Below are 18,363 nucleotides of genomic sequence, written 5' to 3'. Positions count from 1 at the left end.
GTCAGCACGACGCCAGCAGCCATTCGCGGAAGGCGACCAGCGATGGCAGCGTGTCGTTGCCCGGCGGGTAGACGAGGTAATAGCTGCGCTGGCTGGTAATCGCTTCGCCGATCGACACGAGCTCGCCGCGGCTCAATTCGTCCTCCACGAGCATCTTCGGCACCAGCCCGATTCCCATTCCCGCGCGCACGGCCTGGATCAGGTGCGACGTCAATTCGAAGCTCGGGCCGACGCGCATCTGGCGATGGTCGAGCCGATAGTGCGAGAACCACTCGGCCCAGGCCTGCTGATTGCTCGTCACGCCCAGCAGCGTCTGCTTCGCGGCCCAGGCCGGCCTGCGCGCGTCGGCCTTGCGGCCACGGCCGGTATTGGGCGGGGCGATCGCGACCAGGAACTCGTTGTACAGCCGATGCGCGTGCAGGCCCGGCCAGTCGCCCGCGCCGACGGTGATCGCCGCGTCGAGATCGTCGTTGAGGAAATCGATCGCGCCGATCCGTGAATGCAGGTGGACGGTCATGCCCGGATGCGCGGCGTAGAACCCGTGCAGGTGCGGCAGCAGCCATTTCGAGCCGAAGGTCGGCAGGGTCGCCAGCCGCAGCGAGCCGGCGCCCGCCTGATGCGACATCGCCTGCAGCGTCGCGCCGCGAATGCGCCCCAGCGCGCCGCTCAGCTCGGCGAAGTAACGACGGCCGACTTCGGTCAGCTTGACCGAGCGGCCCTCGCGCCGGAACAGCGGCACGCCGAGCTGATCCTCGAGCGTCTGCACCTGCCGGCTGATCGCACTCTGGCTCAGCGACAGCTCGTCGGCCGCGCGTGTGTAGCTTTCATGCCGCGCGGCGGCCTCGAATACGAGCAGCAGCGACATCGACGGGGTGAGGCGGCGGTAATTCATGAGTTTTATGCAAGTTTCGCCGGTCGAGAATTCGTTTGTTTCTGGTGGAATATCGAAAGATACTGGAAATCCCGGTTGCGCGGAAACTTGCCAAAAAATCATGTTTTGGCGCGCGAACCGGCCGGCTCCACCCCATTGCGTTTTTGCCCCATGTCGATCGTCCCGTTGCCTCGTCCAGCCAGCCCGTCCGCGAACGTTTATCGCGATTTTCTCGCCGCGCTGCAGGCGGCCGGCTTTGCCGGGGAAATCCATGCGGACCACGCGAACCGGACCGTGCAGGCCACCGACAACTCGATCTACCAGCGCCTGCCGCAGGCGGTGGTCTGCCCCGCGCATGCGGAAGACGTCCAGCTGCTGGCCCGGCTGCTCGCCGAGCCCGCGCATCGCGACGTCGCGGTCGCCGCGCGCGGCGGCGGCACCGGCACCAACGGGCAGTCGCTGACCGACGGCATCGTCGTCGACCTGTCGCGGAACATGAACCGGATCCTCGACATCGACGTCGCGCAGCGCCGGGTGCGTGTCGAGGCGGGCGTCGTCAAGGATCAGCTCAATGCGGCGCTGAAGCCGCACGGGCTGTTCTTCGCGCCGGAGCTGTCCACGTCGAACCGGGCGACCATCGGCGGGATGATCAACACCGATGCGAGCGGGCAGGGCAGCTGTACCTACGGCAAGACGCGCGACCACGTGCTCGAACTCGATGTCGTGCTGATGGGCGGCGAGCGGCTGCACAGCGACGCGCTCGACGATGAAGAACTGGAACGCCGCTGCGCGCGGCAGGACCGCGTCGGCAAGGTCTATCGCACCGCGCGGCGCATCAGCGACGACAAGGCCGCGCTGATCGACGCGAAGTTTCCGAAGCTCAACCGCTGCGTGACCGGCTACGACCTCGCGCACCTGCGCGAAGCGGACGGCCGCTTCAACCTGAACAGCGTGCTGTGCGGCGCGGAAGGCTCGCTCGGCTTCGTCGTCGAGGCGACGCTCAACGTGCTGCCGATCCCGACGTTTTCGGTGCTGGTCAACGTGCGTTACGCGGGCTTCATGGACGCGCTGCGCGACGCGCGCGCGCTGCTCGAACTCAAGCCGCTGTCGATCGAGACGGTCGACTCGAAGGTGCTGATGCTCGCGATGAAGGACTTCGTGTGGAGCAGCGTGGCCGAGTATTTCCCGCAGGACGACGCGCGTCCGACGCTCGGCATCAACCTGATCGAATTCAGCGGCGACGACGAACGCGACGTCGATGCGCGCGTGCGCGCGTTCGTCGAGCATCTGCGCACCGATACGAGCGTGGAGCGCCTCGGCCACACGCTTGCCGCCGGCGACGAGGCGGTGAAGCGCGTGTATGCGATGCGCAAGCGGGCGGTCGGGCTACTCGGCAACGTGCGGGGCGAGGCGCGTCCGCAGCCGTTCGTCGAGGACACCGCGGTGCCGCCCGAGAATCTCGCCGCGTACATCGCCGAATTCCGCGCACTGCTCGACGGCCACGGGCTGCAGTACGGGATGTTCGGCCACGTCGACGCGGGCGTGCTGCACGTGCGCCCGGCGCTCGACATGAAGGACCCGAAGCAGGCGGCGCTGGTGCGGCCCGTGTCGGACGCGGTGGCCGAACTCACGCGGCGGCATGGTGGCCTTTTATGGGGCGAGCACGGCAAGGGCGTGCGCTCCGAATATGCGCCGGCGTTTTTCGGCGAGCTGTATCCGTCGCTGCAGCAACTGAAGGCCGCGTTCGATCCGCACAACCAGTTCAACCCGGGCAAGATCGCGACGCCGCCAGACTCGACGCTGCGGCTGCTGAAGATCGACGAGGTGCCCACGCGCGGCGACCACGACCGTCAGATCGACGAGCGCGTGTGGCAAAGCTACGGCACCGCGATGCATTGCAACGGCAACGGTGCGTGCTACAACTTCGATCCGGACGACGCGATGTGCCCGTCGTGGAAGGCGACGCGCGAACGCCTGCAGTCGCCGAAGGGGCGCGCGTCGCTGCTGCGCGAATGGTTGCGTCTGCAAGGGCTGGCCGGCGTCGACGTCGTCGCGGCGGCGCGTGCGCGGCAACCGTTGCTGCGCGGGCTGGTCGAGCGCTGGCGCAACAGCCGCAACGCGCGTCGTGGCGGCGCGGATTTCTCGCACGAGGTGTACGACGCGATGGCCGGCTGCCTCGCATGCAAGTCCTGCGCCGGACAGTGCCCGGTCAAGGTGAACGTGCCCGAGTTCCGCTCGCGCTTTCTCGAGCTGTATCACCAGCGTTATATGCGGCCGCTGCGCGACTACCTGATCGGTTCGCTCGAATTCACGATGCCGTGGATGGCGCGCGTACCCGCGCTGTACAACGGGCTGATGGGTGCCCGCTGGGTGCGGACGCTGCTCGAGCGTCGGGTCGGCATGGTCGACAGCCCGCTGCTGAGCCGCTTCGATCTCGCGGCCGTGATCCGCGCGTGGCGCGTGAAGCCGGCCGACCCGCACGCGCTTGCCGCGCTGAGCGATGCGCGGCGCGCGCGCAGTGTCGTCATCGTGCAGGACACGTTCACGCGCTATTTCGATACCGAGCAGCTCGCGACGCTGATCGAGCTGGCGGCGCGGCTGGGCTTTCAGGTGTGGCTTGCGCCGCTTGCGCCCAACGGCAAGGCGCTGCACGTGCAGGGGTTTCTTCGCGCATTCGAACAGGCCGCGATCCGCAACGCGACGCAACTGGCCGCGCTGGCGCGCTCGGGTGTCGCGCTGGTCGGCCTCGATCCGGCGATGACGCTCACGTATCGGCAGGAATACCTGAAGGTGACGGGGCTCGCCGACGTGCCGAAAGTCGCGCTGCCGCAGGAATGGCTGCTGGATGCGCTGCCGGAAGCCGGAGCGGGCGGGCCGACGGTTTCGTATCGGTTGCTGCCGCACTGCACCGAGAAAACCAACGCGCCGGACAGCGGCAGGCAATGGGCGCAGGTGTTCGCGCGTCGCGGGCTGCGCTTGCAGGTTCAGGCGACCGGGTGCTGCGGGATGTCGGGCACGTACGGGCACGAGGCGCGCAATCTCGCGACGTCGAAGACGATCTATGCGCAGTCGTGGGCCGCGCACGTCGACGGGGCGCACGCGGAAGGCGAGGCGCTGGCGACCGGGTATTCGTGTCGCAGCCAGGTGAAGCGCCTGTCGGCGAAGCAGGTGCGCCATCCGTTGCAGGCGCTGCTCGATCACGTGCGGGCGGTGGGGTAAGAACAGGGCGGTGCAGAGCGCACGGCCGGCAACGGGGCGTCGATCGCGTGTCGGGCGGCCATCCCCGTGCCGCTGTCGACCTTCGCCGGCGCGGGTCAGGCGTCGGCTTTCGCCGCTTTCCGCGCGCGCGGTTTTTCGGCCGCGGGAAACACGCCGACACCGCGCGGCCGTTTCGGCTCGATCCGCATTTGCCGGATCACGCGCCGGAAGTCGATCTCGTGCGCGGCCAGCGTGCCGATCAGTTTCGCGATGACCGCGAGATGGGAAGGGACGGTGCCCTTGCTCGAATAGTTGGTAATCGAACTTTCGTTCATCCGGATCAGACGGGCGAACTCGCGCGCCGTCAACTGCGCCTTCTTCAACTCCTGTTGGAATTCCGCATACGCCATTGCACACATGATGCTTCGTCTCCGTGAATCTGAAATCGGCCCGCGCGGCGCCGGCGCCGACGAGTGGCGTTCCCGTCGTGCCGGCGCCGCGTCGGGTTACATCTTCACCTGGTCGAGGAAGGTCTTCTTGCCGCTCTTGTAGCCGTAGATCGAGATGATCCCGTGCGTCAGGTCGCCCTTCGCGTCGAACGTCGTCGTGCCGATCACGCCGTCGTACTTCGTCGCGGGCATCGCCGCGAGGATCTTCGCCGGGTCGGTGGAGTTCGCGCGCTTCATCGCGTCGACCGCGATGTAGACCGCGTCATACGCGAACGGCGCGTCGAACTTGATGCCCTGGTTGAAACGCTTCTGGTACTTCGCGAGGAAGTCCGCACCGCCCGGCATCTTCTCGAGCGCAGCGCCTGCCTGCGAGCACAGCACGTTGTCGGCCGCCGGGCCGGCCAGTTGGGCCAGCGAGTCGGTGCACACGCCGTCGCCGGACAGGATCCTCGCGCGCAGGCCGAGCTGCTTCGCCTGCTTCGCGAGCGGGCCGCCGGTGGCGTCCATGCCGCCGTACATGATCGCGTCGGGGTTCTCGCCCTTGATCTTCGTCAGGATCGCGCGGAAGTCGACCGCCTTGTCGTTGGTCGCGTCATGCGACAGCACCTTCAGGCCGAGCGCCTTCGCCTTCTTCTCGAACTCGTTCGCGAGGCCCTGGCCGTACGCGGTCGAATCGTCGATCACCGCGACGCTTTTCACGCCCTTCGACTGCGCATAGCTCGCGAGCGCCGGGCCCTGCTGCGCGTCGGTCGCGACCACGCGGTAGGTCGTCTTGAAGCCTTGCTGCGTGTAGGTCGGGTTGGTCGCCGACGGCGAGATCTGCACGATGCCCGCGTCGCTGTAGATCTTCGACGCCGGAATCGACGTGCCCGAGTTCAGATGGCCGATGACCGCGACGACCTTGTCGTCGACCAGCTTCTGCGCAACCTGCGTCGCCTGGCGCGGGTCGGCCGCGTCATCCTGCGCGTCGAGTTGCAGCGTGATCTTCTTGCCGCCGATCGTCAGGCCCTTCGCGTTGATTTCCTCGACCGCGAGGCGCGCGCCGTTTTCATTGTCCTTGCCGAGGTGCGAGATGCCACCCGTCGTCGGTTCGACGCTGCCGATCTTCACGACCCGGTCGGCCATTGCGCTCGACGCGGCCGCGAACGCGGCGGCAGCCAGTGCAACGGTGATCAGGGGTTTGCAGCGCATGCCGACAGTGCTTCGTTCCATCTGCCATCTCCGAATTGAATGTCTTTCTATTGGCGTCTCAGCCGGCCGGCTGGGGCCGGGGCGGTCGGACGATTTTTACTACCCGCCATGGGCGTCGCTTGCAGGGCGTCCGGATACAGGAAATCGTGCGCGGCGGCGGCCCGCGGATTGCGGTTCGCTGTCGTCGGCCTTACGGCCGCATCCATTATTCGGCCGGTCGACACGGCGAAGCCATGGACACTGACTGGCGGTCAATCCGGAAGTGTTTGGTCGATTTGTCTGCACAGTTTGGTCGATTGCGCATCGTGTATCCGGTTTCATGGCCGCGCTTCATCGAGCGTGATTGAGGTTGTTATGCAACTAACGGTCAAGTTCGGCAGCGCCAATGAAGGGGTGCCGATCGCACGGGCCGGATCGCGCATCCGGATCGGCAAAGACCGGCGGCGTTGCGGGACCGGCGTCGGTTCTGCTTTCGGATCGTCGCGTCGGCCACGCAATTCGCCGCCGTCTCGACCTACGACCGTCCGCGCAACGCGACGACGATCACCCCTGCAATCGCCAGCAGGCCGCCGCACGCCGTCGCGATGCCGGGCCGCTCGCCCGTCAGCATCACCGACAGCAGCGTCGCGACTGCCGGCGTCAGGTAGAGAAAGCTGGCCGCACGCGCCGCGCCGAAGTAGCCGAGCGCGAAGGTCCAGGTCGCGTACCCGAGCGCGGCCGGAAAGACGCCGAGCACCACGACGGCCAACGTCGTGTCGCGCGACCCGCCGCCGAGCGACACGAGCGCGCCGGGCAGCCACGGCGAGAGCAGCACCGCGCCGGCCAGCAGCGTGTACGCGGTGCACGGCAGCGCGCCGTACACGGGAATCAGCCGCCGCTGCAACACGAAATAGCTGGCCGAACACAGCGCCGCGCCGAGGATCAGCGTGCTCCCCGAGCCGAGGACGAGGCCGCCGGGCTGACCTCGTGCGATCACCGCGATGCCGGCCAGGCTGACCAGCGACCCGAGCCAGCCCCAGCGATTGAAGCGCTCGCGCAGAAACACGGCGGCCAGCAACGCGGTGAAGATCGGCAGCGTGTTCACGATGAAGCTCGCCGCGCCGGCCGACACGGTCTGTTCGCCGGTATTGAGCAGCGCATTGTAGAGCGCGATGCCGAGCAGGCCGCATGCGAGAAAGCGCCACGCGTCGGTTTTCGTCGGCAGCGGCGGTCGCCGCCATGCGAGCCACGCGATCACGAGCAACGCGGCGGTCGCGAAGCGTGCGGCCGCGAGCTGCAGCGGCGCGAGGCCGTGCAGGCCGATCCGGATGAACGGGAACGCGGACGCCCACGAGACGATCGTGAACGCGACCGCCGCTGCCGCGACGAGCGGTTGTCGCGCGCGGCGCGACGTCGATGACGAAAGTGTATTCATGCAGCCATGGTGCGGCGTCGCAAGATGCTAAGCTAGCGCACAGATCAACACCCGGATATGAAAATGGCTCACAGCTCGGGGGCGCAACAGGCCGACGGTCCGGCGCATGTGCGCCCGGTAGCCGCCGCGCCAATGCCGGCCCCGCGGCCGCCGCTCGCGAGCCTGGAGACGGTCTGCACGGTGGCGCGCGAGGGTTCGTTTCTCGCGGCCGCCGACGTCTCCGGCGTCACGCACGGCGCGATCAGCCGACGGGTGGCCGCCGTGGAAAACTGGCTCGGGATGGCGCTGTTCGAACGGCATGCGCGCGGCGTGCGCCTGACGCCGGACGGGCAGCGCTTCGTCGGCCGGATCGAGCAGGCGTTCGCGATCATCGACGGCGCGGCCGATCAGTGGCGCTCGCCGCGCACGCCGCGGCTGGTCCGGATGAGCGTGGTGCCCGCGTTCGCGCAGCTGTGGCTGCTGGAGCGGCAGCAGGCGCTGGAGAGCGAAGCGCCCGCGTTGCGCATCGAGCTCGGCATCGAACTGCGCAACGTGGATATCGCCGGCGGAGAAGCCGATCTGTCGATCCGGTACGGCCGCGGCAACTGGCGCCAGCTCGAAACCCGGCCGTTCATGCCGGAACGGCTGTATCCGGTCGCCCATCCGCGGCTCGCCGCGCAACTGGCCAGGATGCGCCGCGCAACGGGCGATGCCGCGCTGCTCGACCTGCCGTTGCTGCACGATTCCGACGTGACCGGCTGGCGCACGTGGTTCGATGCGCTCGGCATTCCGTTCAAGCCGCGTGCGCAGGATCGCCGGTTCGAGGATTACAACCTCGTGCTGGCGGCGGCCGAAGCGGGGCTGGGCGTGGCGCTTGCGCGAACGCCGCTTGCGGATGCATATCTGCAGCGCAGCGCGCTTGTGCGCGTGAGCCGTCACGAGGTCGATTCGCTGCTCAGCTATCACTTCGTGCATGCGAAGGGCGAGAATCGGCCGGAGGTCCTCGCGTTGATGGAGCGGATGGTGAAGGCGCTGGGGTAGCGCGCATCCGGCGGTTCGCGCAGGCGAGCCCGTCGGCACGCGGGTCATGCAGGCAACGGGCCGCCCGTCCCTTCGTCCGGCCTGAGCCGCCGAATCGTTACAATGCAGCCGCGGAATACGGCGAGATCGCCGAAGTGAGGCAGAATCGCGCCTTTGGCCCGCGGATGGGCCACTCTCCAACCATGACAGTACGGGTTCAAATTTGCAGAAAAGGGAACCGATGAACAGACCAGACAAATCGTCGAAAGCGCGTGCGGCGCTGGATCAGCTTTTTTCCGGCCTGGCGCCCACGGATGCGAAGCGCGAATCGCCGCGTCCGGGCAATCCGTTCGCAACGGACGACGAGGTGTCGAGCGCATCCGGCGGTCGCGGCGGGGTGGAAGTCACGCTGTCGACCCGCATCCAGCTGCGCGGTTATCCGAGCGCCGACGCGTTCATGAAGCGCATGGCGCAAGCGTGGGGCCTCGAGTGGGGCACCTACGACAGCGTCCGCGCGGTAGCGACGCTGCCTGCCGGATGGCGCTCGCGCCGGCTTCCGGAAGTCACGCAGATCGTCGACGAACGCGACGTGCTGCGCGCCGAGAGCAGTCTGCAGGGCGGCGAGATGTCGTATCTGAAGGTGCACCCGCGCTACTACATCGACGCGCGCAAGCGTTTCGGGTGGAGCAAGTCGTCGAAGGCGTCCGACGACCCGGATCTCGATGGCCCCGACTGGAACTGCTTCGTGATCGATCGGGAAAAGTCCGTCGAAGTGCACGAACTGACGACGTCGTCGTTGAAGGCCGACATGGACAACGCCCGCGCGACGCTGCTGAAATGGCTGGACGAGCACTATCCGAAACATCGCGACCCGTTTGCGTACTGGTCGGACTGCGAAGGGGCGTAGTACGCCGGTTTGCACGGCGGTTCGCTTGATGCATCGATCGGCCCGCCATGAGGACGAGCATTGAAACGAGCGCATGTGGTGTCGATTCTCTGGGCTGCGTTTGGCGCGGCAGTCGCGTCGACCGTCGTCGAGTTGCTGCTCTGGGCAATCGCCGGCGATGACGCCGTCCAGAATCTGTCCCGCGACGCGCGCCTCACGGCCGCGATCGTAATGGGGCGAAGCGTGCTCGGTGCGTCCGGCGGCTTCGATCCGCGGGTGATGGGCGTGGCGACGCTCGTGCATGCGATGCTTTCGCTCGTCTATGCGGCCGTGCTGGCACGGCTGGTCCGCAGTCTGTCGGGCGCGGCCGCGCTGTTCGCCGGCGGCGCGTTCGGGCTCCTGCTGTACGGCGTGAACCTGTACGGGTTCACGGCGATCTTTCCCTGGTTCATCCCCGTTCGCGGCGCGATCACGCTGGTTGCTCATCTGATCTTCGGGATCACGGCGGCGGCTGTCTATTACGTCGCCCGGCGCGACGCTGACCGCTAACACCCTGTACAGGCACGCACGCGATGCGCGCCTGCCATGACGATCGTCGTGCGGCGTGACGATCAGAACTTGTGGCGAATGCCGACGATCGCGAGTTCCTGCGTATCGGTGCCCGAGTTCACGCCGTACGAGCCGACCGACGCGGCCGCTTTCACGGTCGCCCCGCTCGCGTCGAGCGTGTTGCCGCTCGCCTTCTGATAGCCGAACAGCGCATACAGGTCGGTGCGCTTCGACAGCGCGTAATCCGCGCCGAGGTTGACCTGGTTGTAGTGCGCGGAAGCCGGGCCGGTCAGCGACGTGTAGTTGTAGCCGACACCCGCGCGCAGTGGCGGCGAGAACTGCCAGTTGAAGAACGCGGAGCCGTTGTTGAACTTCGCGTTCCGGTTGAACGCCGACAGCGTGTCCGCGCCGTATTGCGTGTTCGAATACGCGAGGCCGAAGGTCGCCGGCCCGGCCACGTACTGACCGGCCACGCGCACGATCTGGATCGTCTTCGCGCTCGAGAAGCCCTGGTTGATCACGGTGTTGAACGGCGTGTCGGAGCTGCTCGACCACGTGCGCACGCCGTTCGCGTAGAAGTAGCCGGCGCCGAGCGACAGCGGGCCGTTCGCGTAGCTCGCGCCAAAGCTGTACGTGCGGCCGCTGCCGGCCGCGCCCGCGACGCCGCCGAAGCCGTACAGCGCCGCGAACTGGAAGCCCGCAATCAGCGGGCTCGTGTACTTCACCGAGTTGCTCACGCGCAGGCTGTTGTCGTAGTTGTCGAGATCGCCCGGTGTCGCGAACACGCCGCCGAAGTAGTTGTCCTGCGTGAGGCCCTGTACGAGATCGACGACCGGATCGTACTGGCGGCCGAGCGTCACGGTGCCGTAGGTGCTGCTCGCGAGGCCGACGACGGCGTTGCGGCCGAATTCGCGCTGGCCCGTCAAGGAAACCAATAAATTGTCGGATCGTTATGTGGCGGCGCGGTGATGGATGCGTGCGCAACGAATCGACGGCCGCTGCGCGGCTCGCTTCTGCATCGTGGCCGGCGTGCCGTGCGCTTGCGGTATGCCGGTCAGCGGCGGCCGTCGCGCGATGCGAACAGGCGCGGCTGCGCGGCGTTCAATGCGTCGTGCGCTTCCGGCTGCCACGGAAAAATTCCGTTGCGGTCGGGCCACAGCAGCTGCACGCACGGGAAGTCGTCGTTGCCGTAGAACCAGCGGTTCCAGCCGAGATGGGCTTCGTAGTGTTCCTTCTCGACCGGCATCAACAGTGCGTTCGCGTTGCCGTAGACCGCGGCCGTGACTTCCCCCAGCGGCGGCGGCGTGCCGGCCGCAACTTTCCGGTACACATCCCACAGCACGTCATGGACGATGCGCGCAGGCAACGAGAACACGATGATTTCCGGAAAACCGTGGTTGGCCCACAACCCGGTCGTGAACGAGAAGCCCGGTTCGTCGCCTTCCGCGAATATCTCCGTGCGGAACCATCCGTGCTGGCGAATCTGATGTACGAAGCGCTGCTCGTCTTCCTCGAGCACCGAATCGGGCGCGTCGAGTGCGGTGGCGATATCCGGCCGTGTTGTCATGCGGGTTCCTTGATTCCGTGTCGGGCGGCAGGGAGCAGGGCGATGGCGTCCTGCCGGCGGGAAAGCGATCACCGTGCAACGCGCGTGCGATCGCCGTCCGCCATGTTGCCACGACGGTCCCGCTTACTGCGCGATGCTTTCCGCGTCCGCCGTTTCGCCGAGGAACCCGCCGCTCTGGTGCGCCCACAGCGCCGCGTAGATGCCGCCCGCCTGCAGCAACTGCTGGTGCGTGCCTTCCTCGACGATGCGCCCTTCGTCGAGCACGATCAGCCGGTCCATCGCGGCGATCGTCGACAGCCGGTGCGCGATCGCGATCACCGTCTTGCCGGTCATCAGGCTGTCGAGGCTGCGCTGGATCGCGACTTCGACCTCGGAATCGAGCGCGCTGGTCGCCTCATCCAGCACGAGGATCGGCGCGTCCTTGAGCATCACGCGGGCAATCGCGACGCGCTGCCGCTGACCGCCCGACAGCTTCACGCCGCGCTCGCCGACTTCGACGTCGTAGCCGCTGCGGCCGTGGCGGTCGCGCAGCCGGTCGATGAACTCGGCCGCTTCCGCGCGCACGGCCGCGTCCTGCATGTCGCGCTCGGTCGCGTCGGGTCGGCCATACAGCAGGTTCTCGCGCATCGTCCGGTGCAGCAGCGACGTATCCTGCGTCACCATCCCGATCGCGGCGCGCAGGCTGTCCTGCGTCACGTGCGCGATGTCCTGCCCGTCGATCCGGATCGCGCCGCCGCCCACGTCGTAGAAGCGCAGCAGCAAGTTCACGAGCGTCGACTTGCCGGCGCCCGAGCGGCCGATCAGGCCGATCCGCTCGCCCGGCCGGATCGTCAGGTTCAGCCCGTCGAATACCGCGCGATCGTTGTCCTCGTGCGCGAACTGCACGTTGTCGAACACGATTTCGCCGCGCTGCACCGCAAGCGGTTTCGCATCGGGCGCGTCGACCACGCTGCGCACCTTCGTCAGCGTGTTGATGCCGTCCTGGATCGTGCCGACGTTCTCGAACAGCTCGGTCATTTCCCACATGATCCAGTGCGAGTAGCTCGACAGGCGCAGCGCCATCGCGATCACGGCCGCGACGACGCCCGCGCTCGCCTCGCCGTGCATCCACAGATAGAGCGCGAGCCCCGCCGAGCCGACCAGCAGCAGCGTCGACAGCAGGTGGTTGACGATCTCGAACGCGCTGACGAGCCGCATCTGCGCGTCGCCGGTCGCCTTGAACGCTTCCATCGCGCGCCGCGCGTGGTCGGCTTCGCGCCGCGTATGCGAGAACAGCTTGACGGTCGTGATGTTCGAATACGCGTCGGTGATGCGGCCCGTCATCAGCGCGCGCGCGTCGGCCTGCCGGCTGCCGACGGCGCCCAGGCGTGGCACGAAATACGCACACGCCGCGCCGTAGCCGAGCGCCCACAGCACGAGCGGAATCATCAACCGCCAGTCGAAGCTGGCGGCGAGCGCGAGGATGCCGATCAGGTAGGCGGTGACGCCGATCACGACGTCGACCGACATGAACAGCGCGTCGCGCACCGCCAGCGCGGTCTGCATGATCTTGGTCGTCACGCGGCCCGCGAATTCGTTCGCGTAGAACGACAGGCTCTGGTCGAGCATCAGCCGGTGGAATACCCAGCGCAACCGCATCGGGAAGTTGATCGCGAGCACCTGGTGCTTGACCATCGTATGCAGCACGATCAGCAGCGCACTGCCGACGAGGATCGCCGCGAAACCGGCGAGCGTGCCGAAGTGGCGGCCGCCGAATCCGGCCGGCGTCGACGACGACAGCCAGTCGACCACGTGCCCCATCATCGCGAACAGCGCGGCTTCGTACGCGGCCAGCGCGGCCGACGTCAGCGCGATCATCAGGATCCAGCCGCGCGCGCCTTTCGTGCACGCCCAGACGAACGAGAAGAATCCCTTCGGCGGCGTGACGGGATCTTCGAGCGGGAAAGTCGGCAGGCGCCGTTCAAACCACGAATACATCGACTTGTTCTCCTTGTGCGGCCCGACGCGGCGGGCGGGCCGATGATGCCGGGCCGGACGCGATACGGTCATCGTGTGCCGGCCCATCCGTCCAGCCGCTGGACGTTGCGCCGCGGTGCGCTTGGGCCGGCGTGAAGTGTCGCATCGATTCGATCGGGCTGCAGGCCGGTTGTAAGTCGCGCTGGCCGGGCGAATGGCGCGGGGTTTGCGTAGCGGGCTTGCCGACAAGATCATCACGCCCTTAAAAAAACCTCTTGACTATCTATCTATGAGTAGATAAAGTTCGATCCATGGAAACGAAACCGACCGTCCGCGAACAGATTCTCGACCACGCGATCACGCTGATGATGCAGCGCGGTTACAACGGCTTCAGCTATCGAGACCTGTCCGACCTGGTGGGCGTGAAGACGTCGAGCATCCACTACTACTTCCCGTCGAAGGACGATCTCGTGCTGGAAGCGGTGGCGGGCTACAGCGACGAAGTCCTCGCGGCCGTGCGGGCGATCGATCCGGCGTTGCCGGCCGACGTGAAGCTGAGCCTGTACACGAAGATGTTCGGCCGCACGCTCGGCGACGGCAACCTGATCTGCCTGTGCGGGATGCTCGCGGCCGACATCGAAACGCTGCCGGAGAACGTGCGGCAGGCGGTGCAGGCGTTCTTCAAGGCCAACGAAAGCTGGCTTGCGGAATTGCTCGCGCAAGGCGCGAAGGAAGGCACGCTGCAGTTCAGCGGCGCGCCCGAAACCGCGGCGCGCACGTTGTACGCGGCGTTCCAGGGCAGCGTGCTCGCCAGCCGGTTGTTTCACACTCGAGCGCGTCTCGAGGACGTCGAGGCCGTCTGGAAAACACGGTCCTGACGGCCGGCGCAAGCAGTGAGGCGGTTCGCCGCCTTTTTATTGAATCTCCTCATCTATCATGTAGTAGATAGATGTTTTGGCGCAGACGGATCATCTGTCTGCATTTTTTGGGAACGTTTATCTATCTATGAGTAGATAAACCGATGCGGCGCCGATGTGGAAACCGCCGGCCCGCAGTCCCCGGTTCGAAGGTCGTTTCATTCATTTATTGAAAAGGAGTCTGTCATGTCGATCGAAAAAGTGCTGTACCGCGCCCATGCAAAAGCCACCGGCGGCCGCGACGGCCGTGCGACGGTGCCCGAAAGCGGCCTCGACCTGAAGCTGACCACGCCGCGCGAGCTCGGCGGCGCGGGCGGCGCGGGCGCGAACCCCGAGCAACTGTTCGCCGCCGGCTACAGCGCGTGTTTCATCGGCGCGATGAAGTTCGTCGCGGCACGCGACAAGATCGCGATCCCCGCGGACGCCGCGATCGACGGCAGCGTCGGCATCGGCGCGATCCCGAACGGCTTCGGCATCGAAGTCGAACTGAAGATCTCGTTGCCGGGCCTCGATCGCGACGTGGCTCAAACGCTGATCGACCGTGCGCACGTCGTCTGCCCGTACTCCAACGCGACGCGCGGCAACATCGACGTTACGCTCACGCTCGTCTGATCGGTCGCACTGCCAATCATTCATCGCCATTCGAAGATTCGACCAAGGAGTCGCACCATGAAGATCGTCAAGCCGCTGCTGATCGCCGCCGCCGTTGCAGCCGCACTGTCCACCGCACCTGCCGCGTTTGCCGCGGGCGCCGACGTCGTTGGCCCCGATGCGAAGACGAGCGCATTCCTCGCCGCGCTGAACGGCCAGAAGGGCCCGGGCCTCGAAACGCTGAGCCCCGCCAAAGCGCGCCAGGTGCTGGTCGACGCGCAGAACGGCGTGAAGGTCGATCTGTCCGGCATCGACGTGTCGAACCGCACGATCGAACAGGACGGCCTGTCGGTGCCGGTCACGATCGTGCGCCCGCAAGGCGTGACGGGCACGCCGCCGGTATTCGTGTTCATCCACGGCGGCGGCTGGGTGCTCGGCGATTTCCCGACGCACGAGCGCCTCGTGCGCGATCTCGTCGTGCAGTCGGGCGCCGTCGCGGTGTTCGTGAACTACACGCCGTCGCCGGAAGCGCGTTACCCGGTCGCGATCAACCAGGCGTATGCGGCGACGAAGTGGGTCGCCGCGCACGGCGCGGAGATCGGCGTCGACGGCAGCCGCCTCGCGGTGGTCGGCAACAGCGTCGGCGGGAACATGTCGGCTGTCGTCGCGCTGATGGCGAAGGACAAGGGCGGTCCCGCGATCCGCTTCCAGGGGCTGATGTGGCCGGTCACGGACCACAACTTCAACACGGGTTCGTACAACGCGTATCAGCAAGGCCATTTCCTGACGCGGCCGATGATGAAGTGGTTCTGGGACGCCTATACGAAGAACGAAGCGCAACGCAACGAGATCTACGCATCGCCGCTGCGCGCGAGCGTCGCGGAGTTGAAGGGGCTGCCGCCCGCGCTGATCCAGGTCGCGCAGTTCGACGTGCTGCGTGACGAAGGCGAAGCGTACGGACGCAAGCTCGACGCGGCCGGCGTGGACGCGACGACCACGCGCTATGACGGTACGATCCATGATTTCGGGCTGCTGAACGCGCTGGCCGACGATGCGCCGACGAAGGCCGCGACGAAGGCGATGGCCAACGAAATCGCGACGCGGCTGAAGTAACGCGATAGGCAGTCGTTCGACCCGGAACGACAGGACGGCGGGCATCTGCCCGCCGTTTTCGCATGCGGGCATTTCGTTCATGTCCCGGCAGCGTGCCGCGCAAAACGGTTGAAACGGTTGAACGGCCCTCGCGCCGTCGCACGATCGCGCCCGCGCCGGCGGCATTGTTGGTACGATCGGCCGTATCGTTCACGCCGGCGTCGCAAACAGCCGGCTCATCGGCCGCGCGGTTGCACGGTCGCGCGGCCACGTTCGGGAGAAGCGGTTCATGTTGCAGGCGTTCGCGGTCTTGCTGATCTTCCAGTGTCTCGGGGAAGGCGTGTCCTATCTGTTCGGCCTGCCGGTGCCGGGCCCCGTGATCGGCATGCTGCTGCTGTTCGGCTTCGTGATGCTGCGTCCGCAGGCGGCCGATGCGATCGAGCCGACCGCACTCGACCTGCTGCGTCACCTGTCGCTGCTGTTCGTGCCGGCCGGCGTCGGCATCATGGTGTCGGCCGACCGCGTGCGCGGCGACGCGGTCGCGGTCGTCGTCGCGCTGGCCGTCAGCACCACGCTCGCGATCGCGGTGACGGCGCTCGTCACGAGCGCGCTGCTGCGGCGCCAGCGCCGCGCGGGCGGCACCGCGGAGGGCGCGCAATGACGGCCTTCCCGAAGCTCGGCGCGATCTGGGTCTATCTCGCCGCGAGCCCGCTGCTCGGCCTGACCATCACGCTGGTCGCGTATCTGTTCGCGCAAGCTGTCTATGCACGGGCGCGTTTCAATCCGCTCGCGAATCCGGTGCTGATCGCGGTCGCGATGATCGTCGTGCTGCTGACGCTCACGCATACGCCGTATCCGACGTATTTCGAGGGCGCGCAGTTCGTCCACTTCCTGCTCGGCCCCGCGACGGTCGCGCTCGCGCTGCCGCTGTACCGCCAGTGGTCGAAGCTGCGGCGCAGCGCGCTGCCGCTGCTCGCCGGCCTGCTCGCGGGTTCGCTGACCGCGATCGGGTCGGCGGTCGGCATCGCCGTGCTGTTCGGCGCGTCGCACCAGACGATCGCATCGCTCGCGCCGAAATCGGCGACGACGCCGATCGCGATGGCCGTCGCCGCCGAGATCGGCGGCATTCCGTCGCTCACCGCCGTGCTCGTGATTTCGACCGGGGTCTTCGGCGCGGTGTGCGCGCGCGGCATCCTCAATCTGTTGCGGGTCGACGAGGCGGCCGTGCGCGGTTTCGCGCTCGGCGTCGCGTCGCACGGGATCGGCACCGCGCGCGCGTTCCAGGTGAGCGAGGAAGCCGGCGCGTTCGCCGGGCTCGGGATGGGGTTGAACGGCGTGCTGACGGCGTTCGTCGTGCCGGTCCTGCTGCCGGTGCTGTCGCGCTGGATCTGAGCGCCGGCCCGCGCGCCCCGGGTAGCGGTTTCCCTGATGGCGCGCACGGCAGGCCGAAACGACCGCGCCCCCGGCGCACATGTATCGTTGACGTTATCAGGACAATTCAGGAACGCACACGGACATTTGCGCGCCGATCGGCTAACGTTGCATCGGCGCCGTTGTCGCAAGCCGTCGCGTGCACGCCGGTGTCCGACCCACACTCAACAATCGACAAGGAGATCGGCCATGAAGCAGTCTCGCGTGGTTTCGGTGGCAGTAGCAGTAGCGGCGTCGTTCGGTCTGTTGTTGACCGCCGCGCCGGCGGCATACGCGCAGGACGCGGCGTCGTCCGCGCCGACGCAGAAGCCGCTCGACAAGGCGCAGAAGAAGGCGGCGCGCAAGGCGGCCCGCGCGCGGCACGCGTCGGACCTGAAGGCGATCGGCACCGGCAGCGGCTACCGGTTGACCAACGACCAGAGCAACTATCCGCAGAACGCCGTGCAGAAGGCGCCCGCGACGAAGGCGGCGCCGGCCGCGCCGGCGTCGGGCCAGTAACGGTCTAACGTGTGGCAGAGGACGAACGGCGCCGGTCGACCCGGCGCCGTTCGTATCCGCGCAACGGCGGGACAGCGGGCCCGTGGGCCCGGGAAGCCGCCGCGTTACGACGCGAGCTTGCTCGCGAGTTCCGCCACGTGCTTGCCCTGGTAGCGCGCGATGTCGAGCTCGTTCGCGCTCGGCTGGCGGCTGCCGTCCGCACCCGCGAGCGTGGTCGCGCCGTACGGCGTGCCGCCGGTGATTTCGTTCATGTTGACGAGCCCGCTGCACGCATACGGCACGCCCACGATCACCATCCCGTGATGCAGCAGCGTCGTGTGGAACGACGTGATCGTCGTTTCCTGGCCGCCGTGCTGCGTGCCGGTCGACGCGAACACGCTGCCGATCTTGCCGACGAGCGCGCCTTTCATCCACAGGCCGCCGGTCTGGTCGAGGAACGTGCGCATCTGGCCCGCCATGTTGCCGAAGCGGGTCGGCGTGCCGAAGATGATCGCATCGTAGTCGGCGAGTTCGTCCACCGTGGCGACCGGCGCGGCCTGGTCGACCTTCACGCCGATCGCGCGGGCCTGGTCGACGGGGATCGTTTCCGGCACGCGCTTGAGCGTGACCTCGACACCGGGCACCGATTTCGCGCCCTCCACGATATGCTGCGCCATCGTTTCGACGTGCCCGTAGGACGAGTAGTAAAGAACCAGAACCTTGGCCATGTTGAGAATCTCCGATTAAAAGGGCCCCGCTCGGCGGGGCCCGGTTT

General features: G+C 67.2%; 17 protein-coding genes and 1 pseudogene. 10 read left to right on the top strand and 8 right to left on the bottom strand.

What is annotated here, in order from left to right:
* Nucleotide 1: 1 nt before the first annotated feature.
* Nucleotides 2–892 carry a LysR substrate-binding domain-containing protein gene (locus QZM72_RS03645; protein WP_089471630.1) on the bottom strand — a complete coding sequence of 297 codons (891 nt, stop codon included), beginning with the start codon at nt 890–892 and terminating at the stop codon, nt 2–4.
* Nucleotides 893–1,042: 150 nt separating this feature from the next.
* Here QZM72_RS03645 and QZM72_RS03640 point away from each other — a divergent pair, with 150 nt between their 5' ends.
* Nucleotides 1,043–4,090 (top strand): FAD-binding and (Fe-S)-binding domain-containing protein, encoded by a 3,048-nt coding sequence (locus QZM72_RS03640; RefSeq protein ID WP_301737193.1) that lies wholly within the window; start codon nt 1,043–1,045, stop codon nt 4,088–4,090.
* Between the two features lie 95 nt (nt 4,091–4,185).
* Here the strand turns inward: QZM72_RS03640 and QZM72_RS03635 are convergent, their stop codons facing one another.
* The 3 genes from QZM72_RS03635 to QZM72_RS03625 form a co-directional block, all read right to left on the bottom strand.
* Nucleotides 4,186–4,488 carry a hypothetical protein gene (locus QZM72_RS03635; protein ID WP_050015635.1) on the bottom strand — a complete coding sequence of 101 codons (303 nt, stop codon included), beginning with the start codon at nt 4,486–4,488 and terminating at the stop codon, nt 4,186–4,188.
* Nucleotides 4,489–4,575: 87 nt separating this feature from the next.
* Nucleotides 4,576–5,730 carry a branched-chain amino acid ABC transporter substrate-binding protein gene (locus tag QZM72_RS03630; RefSeq protein WP_301737192.1) on the bottom strand — a complete coding sequence of 385 codons (1,155 nt, stop codon included), beginning with the start codon at nt 5,728–5,730 and terminating at the stop codon, nt 4,576–4,578.
* A 493-nt stretch (nt 5,731–6,223) separates the two neighbouring features.
* On the bottom strand, nt 6,224–7,123 hold the full coding sequence (locus tag QZM72_RS03625; protein ID WP_301737191.1) for a DMT family transporter: 900 nt from the start codon (nt 7,121–7,123) through the stop codon (nt 6,224–6,226).
* A gap of 57 nt (nt 7,124–7,180) precedes the next feature.
* Between QZM72_RS03625 and QZM72_RS03620 the strand changes: the two genes are divergently transcribed.
* The 3 genes from QZM72_RS03620 to QZM72_RS03610 all read left to right on the top strand — a co-directional run bounded on the left by QZM72_RS03620 (nt 7,181) and on the right by QZM72_RS03610 (nt 9,557).
* Nucleotides 7,181–8,143 (top strand): LysR substrate-binding domain-containing protein, encoded by a 963-nt coding sequence (locus QZM72_RS03620; protein WP_301737190.1) that lies wholly within the window; start codon nt 7,181–7,183, stop codon nt 8,141–8,143.
* A gap of 220 nt (nt 8,144–8,363) precedes the next feature.
* Nucleotides 8,364–9,029: a nitroreductase gene (locus QZM72_RS03615; RefSeq protein WP_089471624.1), complete on the top strand. Its 666-nt coding sequence runs from the start codon at nt 8,364–8,366 to the stop codon at nt 9,027–9,029.
* Nucleotides 9,030–9,089: 60 nt separating this feature from the next.
* Entirely contained in the window at nt 9,090–9,557 is a 468-nt protein-coding gene (locus QZM72_RS03610) for a sodium:proline symporter (RefSeq protein WP_301737189.1), read from the top strand.
* 62 nt (nt 9,558–9,619) lie between these two features.
* Here the strand turns inward: QZM72_RS03610 and QZM72_RS03605 are convergent.
* From QZM72_RS03605 to QZM72_RS03595, 3 genes and pseudogenes are all read right to left on the bottom strand, one after another.
* Nucleotides 9,620–10,477: pseudogene (locus tag QZM72_RS03605) on the bottom strand (porin); the annotation flags it as partial.
* Between the two features lie 134 nt (nt 10,478–10,611).
* Entirely contained in the window at nt 10,612–11,124 is a 513-nt protein-coding gene (locus QZM72_RS03600; RefSeq protein WP_301737188.1) for a DUF4262 domain-containing protein, read from the bottom strand.
* Between the two features lie 123 nt (nt 11,125–11,247).
* A complete protein-coding gene (locus QZM72_RS03595; protein ID WP_089471744.1) occupies nt 11,248–13,101 on the bottom strand; it encodes an ABC transporter ATP-binding protein in 1,854 nt (617 codons plus the stop codon).
* Nucleotides 13,102–13,391: 290 nt separating this feature from the next.
* On the opposite strand from QZM72_RS03595, the gene QZM72_RS03590 reads away from it, so the two are divergent.
* The 6 genes from QZM72_RS03590 to QZM72_RS03565 all read left to right on the top strand — a co-directional run bounded on the left by QZM72_RS03590 (nt 13,392) and on the right by QZM72_RS03565 (nt 17,609).
* The gene (locus tag QZM72_RS03590; RefSeq protein WP_089471621.1) at nt 13,392–13,958 is read left to right on the top strand and encodes a TetR/AcrR family transcriptional regulator; all 567 of its coding nucleotides are present in this window, start codon (nt 13,392–13,394) and stop codon (nt 13,956–13,958) included.
* A gap of 225 nt (nt 13,959–14,183) precedes the next feature.
* Nucleotides 14,184–14,609 carry an organic hydroperoxide resistance protein gene (locus tag QZM72_RS03585; RefSeq protein ID WP_089471620.1) on the top strand — a complete coding sequence of 142 codons (426 nt, stop codon included), beginning with the start codon at nt 14,184–14,186 and terminating at the stop codon, nt 14,607–14,609.
* Between the two features lie 57 nt (nt 14,610–14,666).
* Nucleotides 14,667–15,701 (top strand): alpha/beta hydrolase, encoded by a 1,035-nt coding sequence (locus QZM72_RS03580; protein ID WP_301737187.1) that lies wholly within the window; start codon nt 14,667–14,669, stop codon nt 15,699–15,701.
* Between the two features lie 268 nt (nt 15,702–15,969).
* A complete protein-coding gene (locus QZM72_RS03575; protein ID WP_301737186.1) occupies nt 15,970–16,341 on the top strand; it encodes a CidA/LrgA family protein in 372 nt (123 codons plus the stop codon).
* Nucleotides 16,338–17,072 carry an LrgB family protein gene (locus QZM72_RS03570; RefSeq protein WP_301737185.1) on the top strand — a complete coding sequence of 245 codons (735 nt, stop codon included), beginning with the start codon at nt 16,338–16,340 and terminating at the stop codon, nt 17,070–17,072. Before QZM72_RS03575 ends, QZM72_RS03570 begins: the two co-directional genes overlap by 4 nt.
* 228 nt (nt 17,073–17,300) lie before the next feature.
* A complete protein-coding gene (locus tag QZM72_RS03565; protein WP_089471616.1) occupies nt 17,301–17,609 on the top strand; it encodes a hypothetical protein in 309 nt (102 codons plus the stop codon).
* A 104-nt stretch (nt 17,610–17,713) separates the two neighbouring features.
* On the opposite strand, the gene wrbA is transcribed toward QZM72_RS03565, so the two are convergent.
* A complete protein-coding gene (gene wrbA, locus QZM72_RS03560; RefSeq protein ID WP_012337108.1) occupies nt 17,714–18,316 on the bottom strand; it encodes an NAD(P)H:quinone oxidoreductase in 603 nt (200 codons plus the stop codon).
* Between the last annotated feature and the right edge of the window lie 47 nt (nt 18,317–18,363).

Source organism: Burkholderia sp. AU45388, assembly GCF_030481585.1.
GTDB classification, from domain to species: Bacteria; Pseudomonadota; Gammaproteobacteria; order Burkholderiales; family Burkholderiaceae; genus Burkholderia; species Burkholderia sola.
This window is presented reverse-complemented; position numbering and strand designations above follow the sequence as displayed.

What these genes read in the sequence shown, in the direction of transcription:
- QZM72_RS03580 (WP_301737187.1), top strand. Translation starts at nt 14,667, where the DNA reads ATGAAGATCGTCAAGCCGCTGCTGATCGCCGCCGCCGTTGCAGCCGCA.
- QZM72_RS03640 (WP_301737193.1), top strand. Translation starts at nt 1,043, where the DNA reads ATGTCGATCGTCCCGTTGCCTCGTCCAGCCAGCCCGTCCGCGAACGTT.
- QZM72_RS03645 (WP_089471630.1), bottom strand. Translation starts at nt 892, where the DNA reads ATGAATTACCGCCGCCTCACCCCGTCGATGTCGCTGCTGCTCGTATTC.
- wrbA (WP_012337108.1), bottom strand. Translation starts at nt 18,316, where the DNA reads ATGGCCAAGGTTCTGGTTCTTTACTACTCGTCCTACGGGCACGTCGAA.
- QZM72_RS03620 (WP_301737190.1), top strand. Translation starts at nt 7,181, where the DNA reads ATGAAAATGGCTCACAGCTCGGGGGCGCAACAGGCCGACGGTCCGGCG.
- QZM72_RS03575 (WP_301737186.1), top strand. Translation starts at nt 15,970, where the DNA reads ATGTTGCAGGCGTTCGCGGTCTTGCTGATCTTCCAGTGTCTCGGGGAA.
- QZM72_RS03630 (WP_301737192.1), bottom strand. Translation starts at nt 5,730, where the DNA reads ATGGAACGAAGCACTGTCGGCATGCGCTGCAAACCCCTGATCACCGTT.
- QZM72_RS03625 (WP_301737191.1), bottom strand. Translation starts at nt 7,123, where the DNA reads ATGAATACACTTTCGTCATCGACGTCGCGCCGCGCGCGACAACCGCTC.
- QZM72_RS03600 (WP_301737188.1), bottom strand. Translation starts at nt 11,124, where the DNA reads ATGACAACACGGCCGGATATCGCCACCGCACTCGACGCGCCCGATTCG.
- QZM72_RS03565 (WP_089471616.1), top strand. Translation starts at nt 17,301, where the DNA reads ATGAAGCAGTCTCGCGTGGTTTCGGTGGCAGTAGCAGTAGCGGCGTCG.
- QZM72_RS03615 (WP_089471624.1), top strand. Translation starts at nt 8,364, where the DNA reads ATGAACAGACCAGACAAATCGTCGAAAGCGCGTGCGGCGCTGGATCAG.
- QZM72_RS03595 (WP_089471744.1), bottom strand. Translation starts at nt 13,101, where the DNA reads ATGTATTCGTGGTTTGAACGGCGCCTGCCGACTTTCCCGCTCGAAGAT.
- QZM72_RS03590 (WP_089471621.1), top strand. Translation starts at nt 13,392, where the DNA reads ATGGAAACGAAACCGACCGTCCGCGAACAGATTCTCGACCACGCGATC.
- QZM72_RS03635 (WP_050015635.1), bottom strand. Translation starts at nt 4,488, where the DNA reads ATGTGTGCAATGGCGTATGCGGAATTCCAACAGGAGTTGAAGAAGGCG.
- QZM72_RS03585 (WP_089471620.1), top strand. Translation starts at nt 14,184, where the DNA reads ATGTCGATCGAAAAAGTGCTGTACCGCGCCCATGCAAAAGCCACCGGC.
- QZM72_RS03570 (WP_301737185.1), top strand. Translation starts at nt 16,338, where the DNA reads ATGACGGCCTTCCCGAAGCTCGGCGCGATCTGGGTCTATCTCGCCGCG.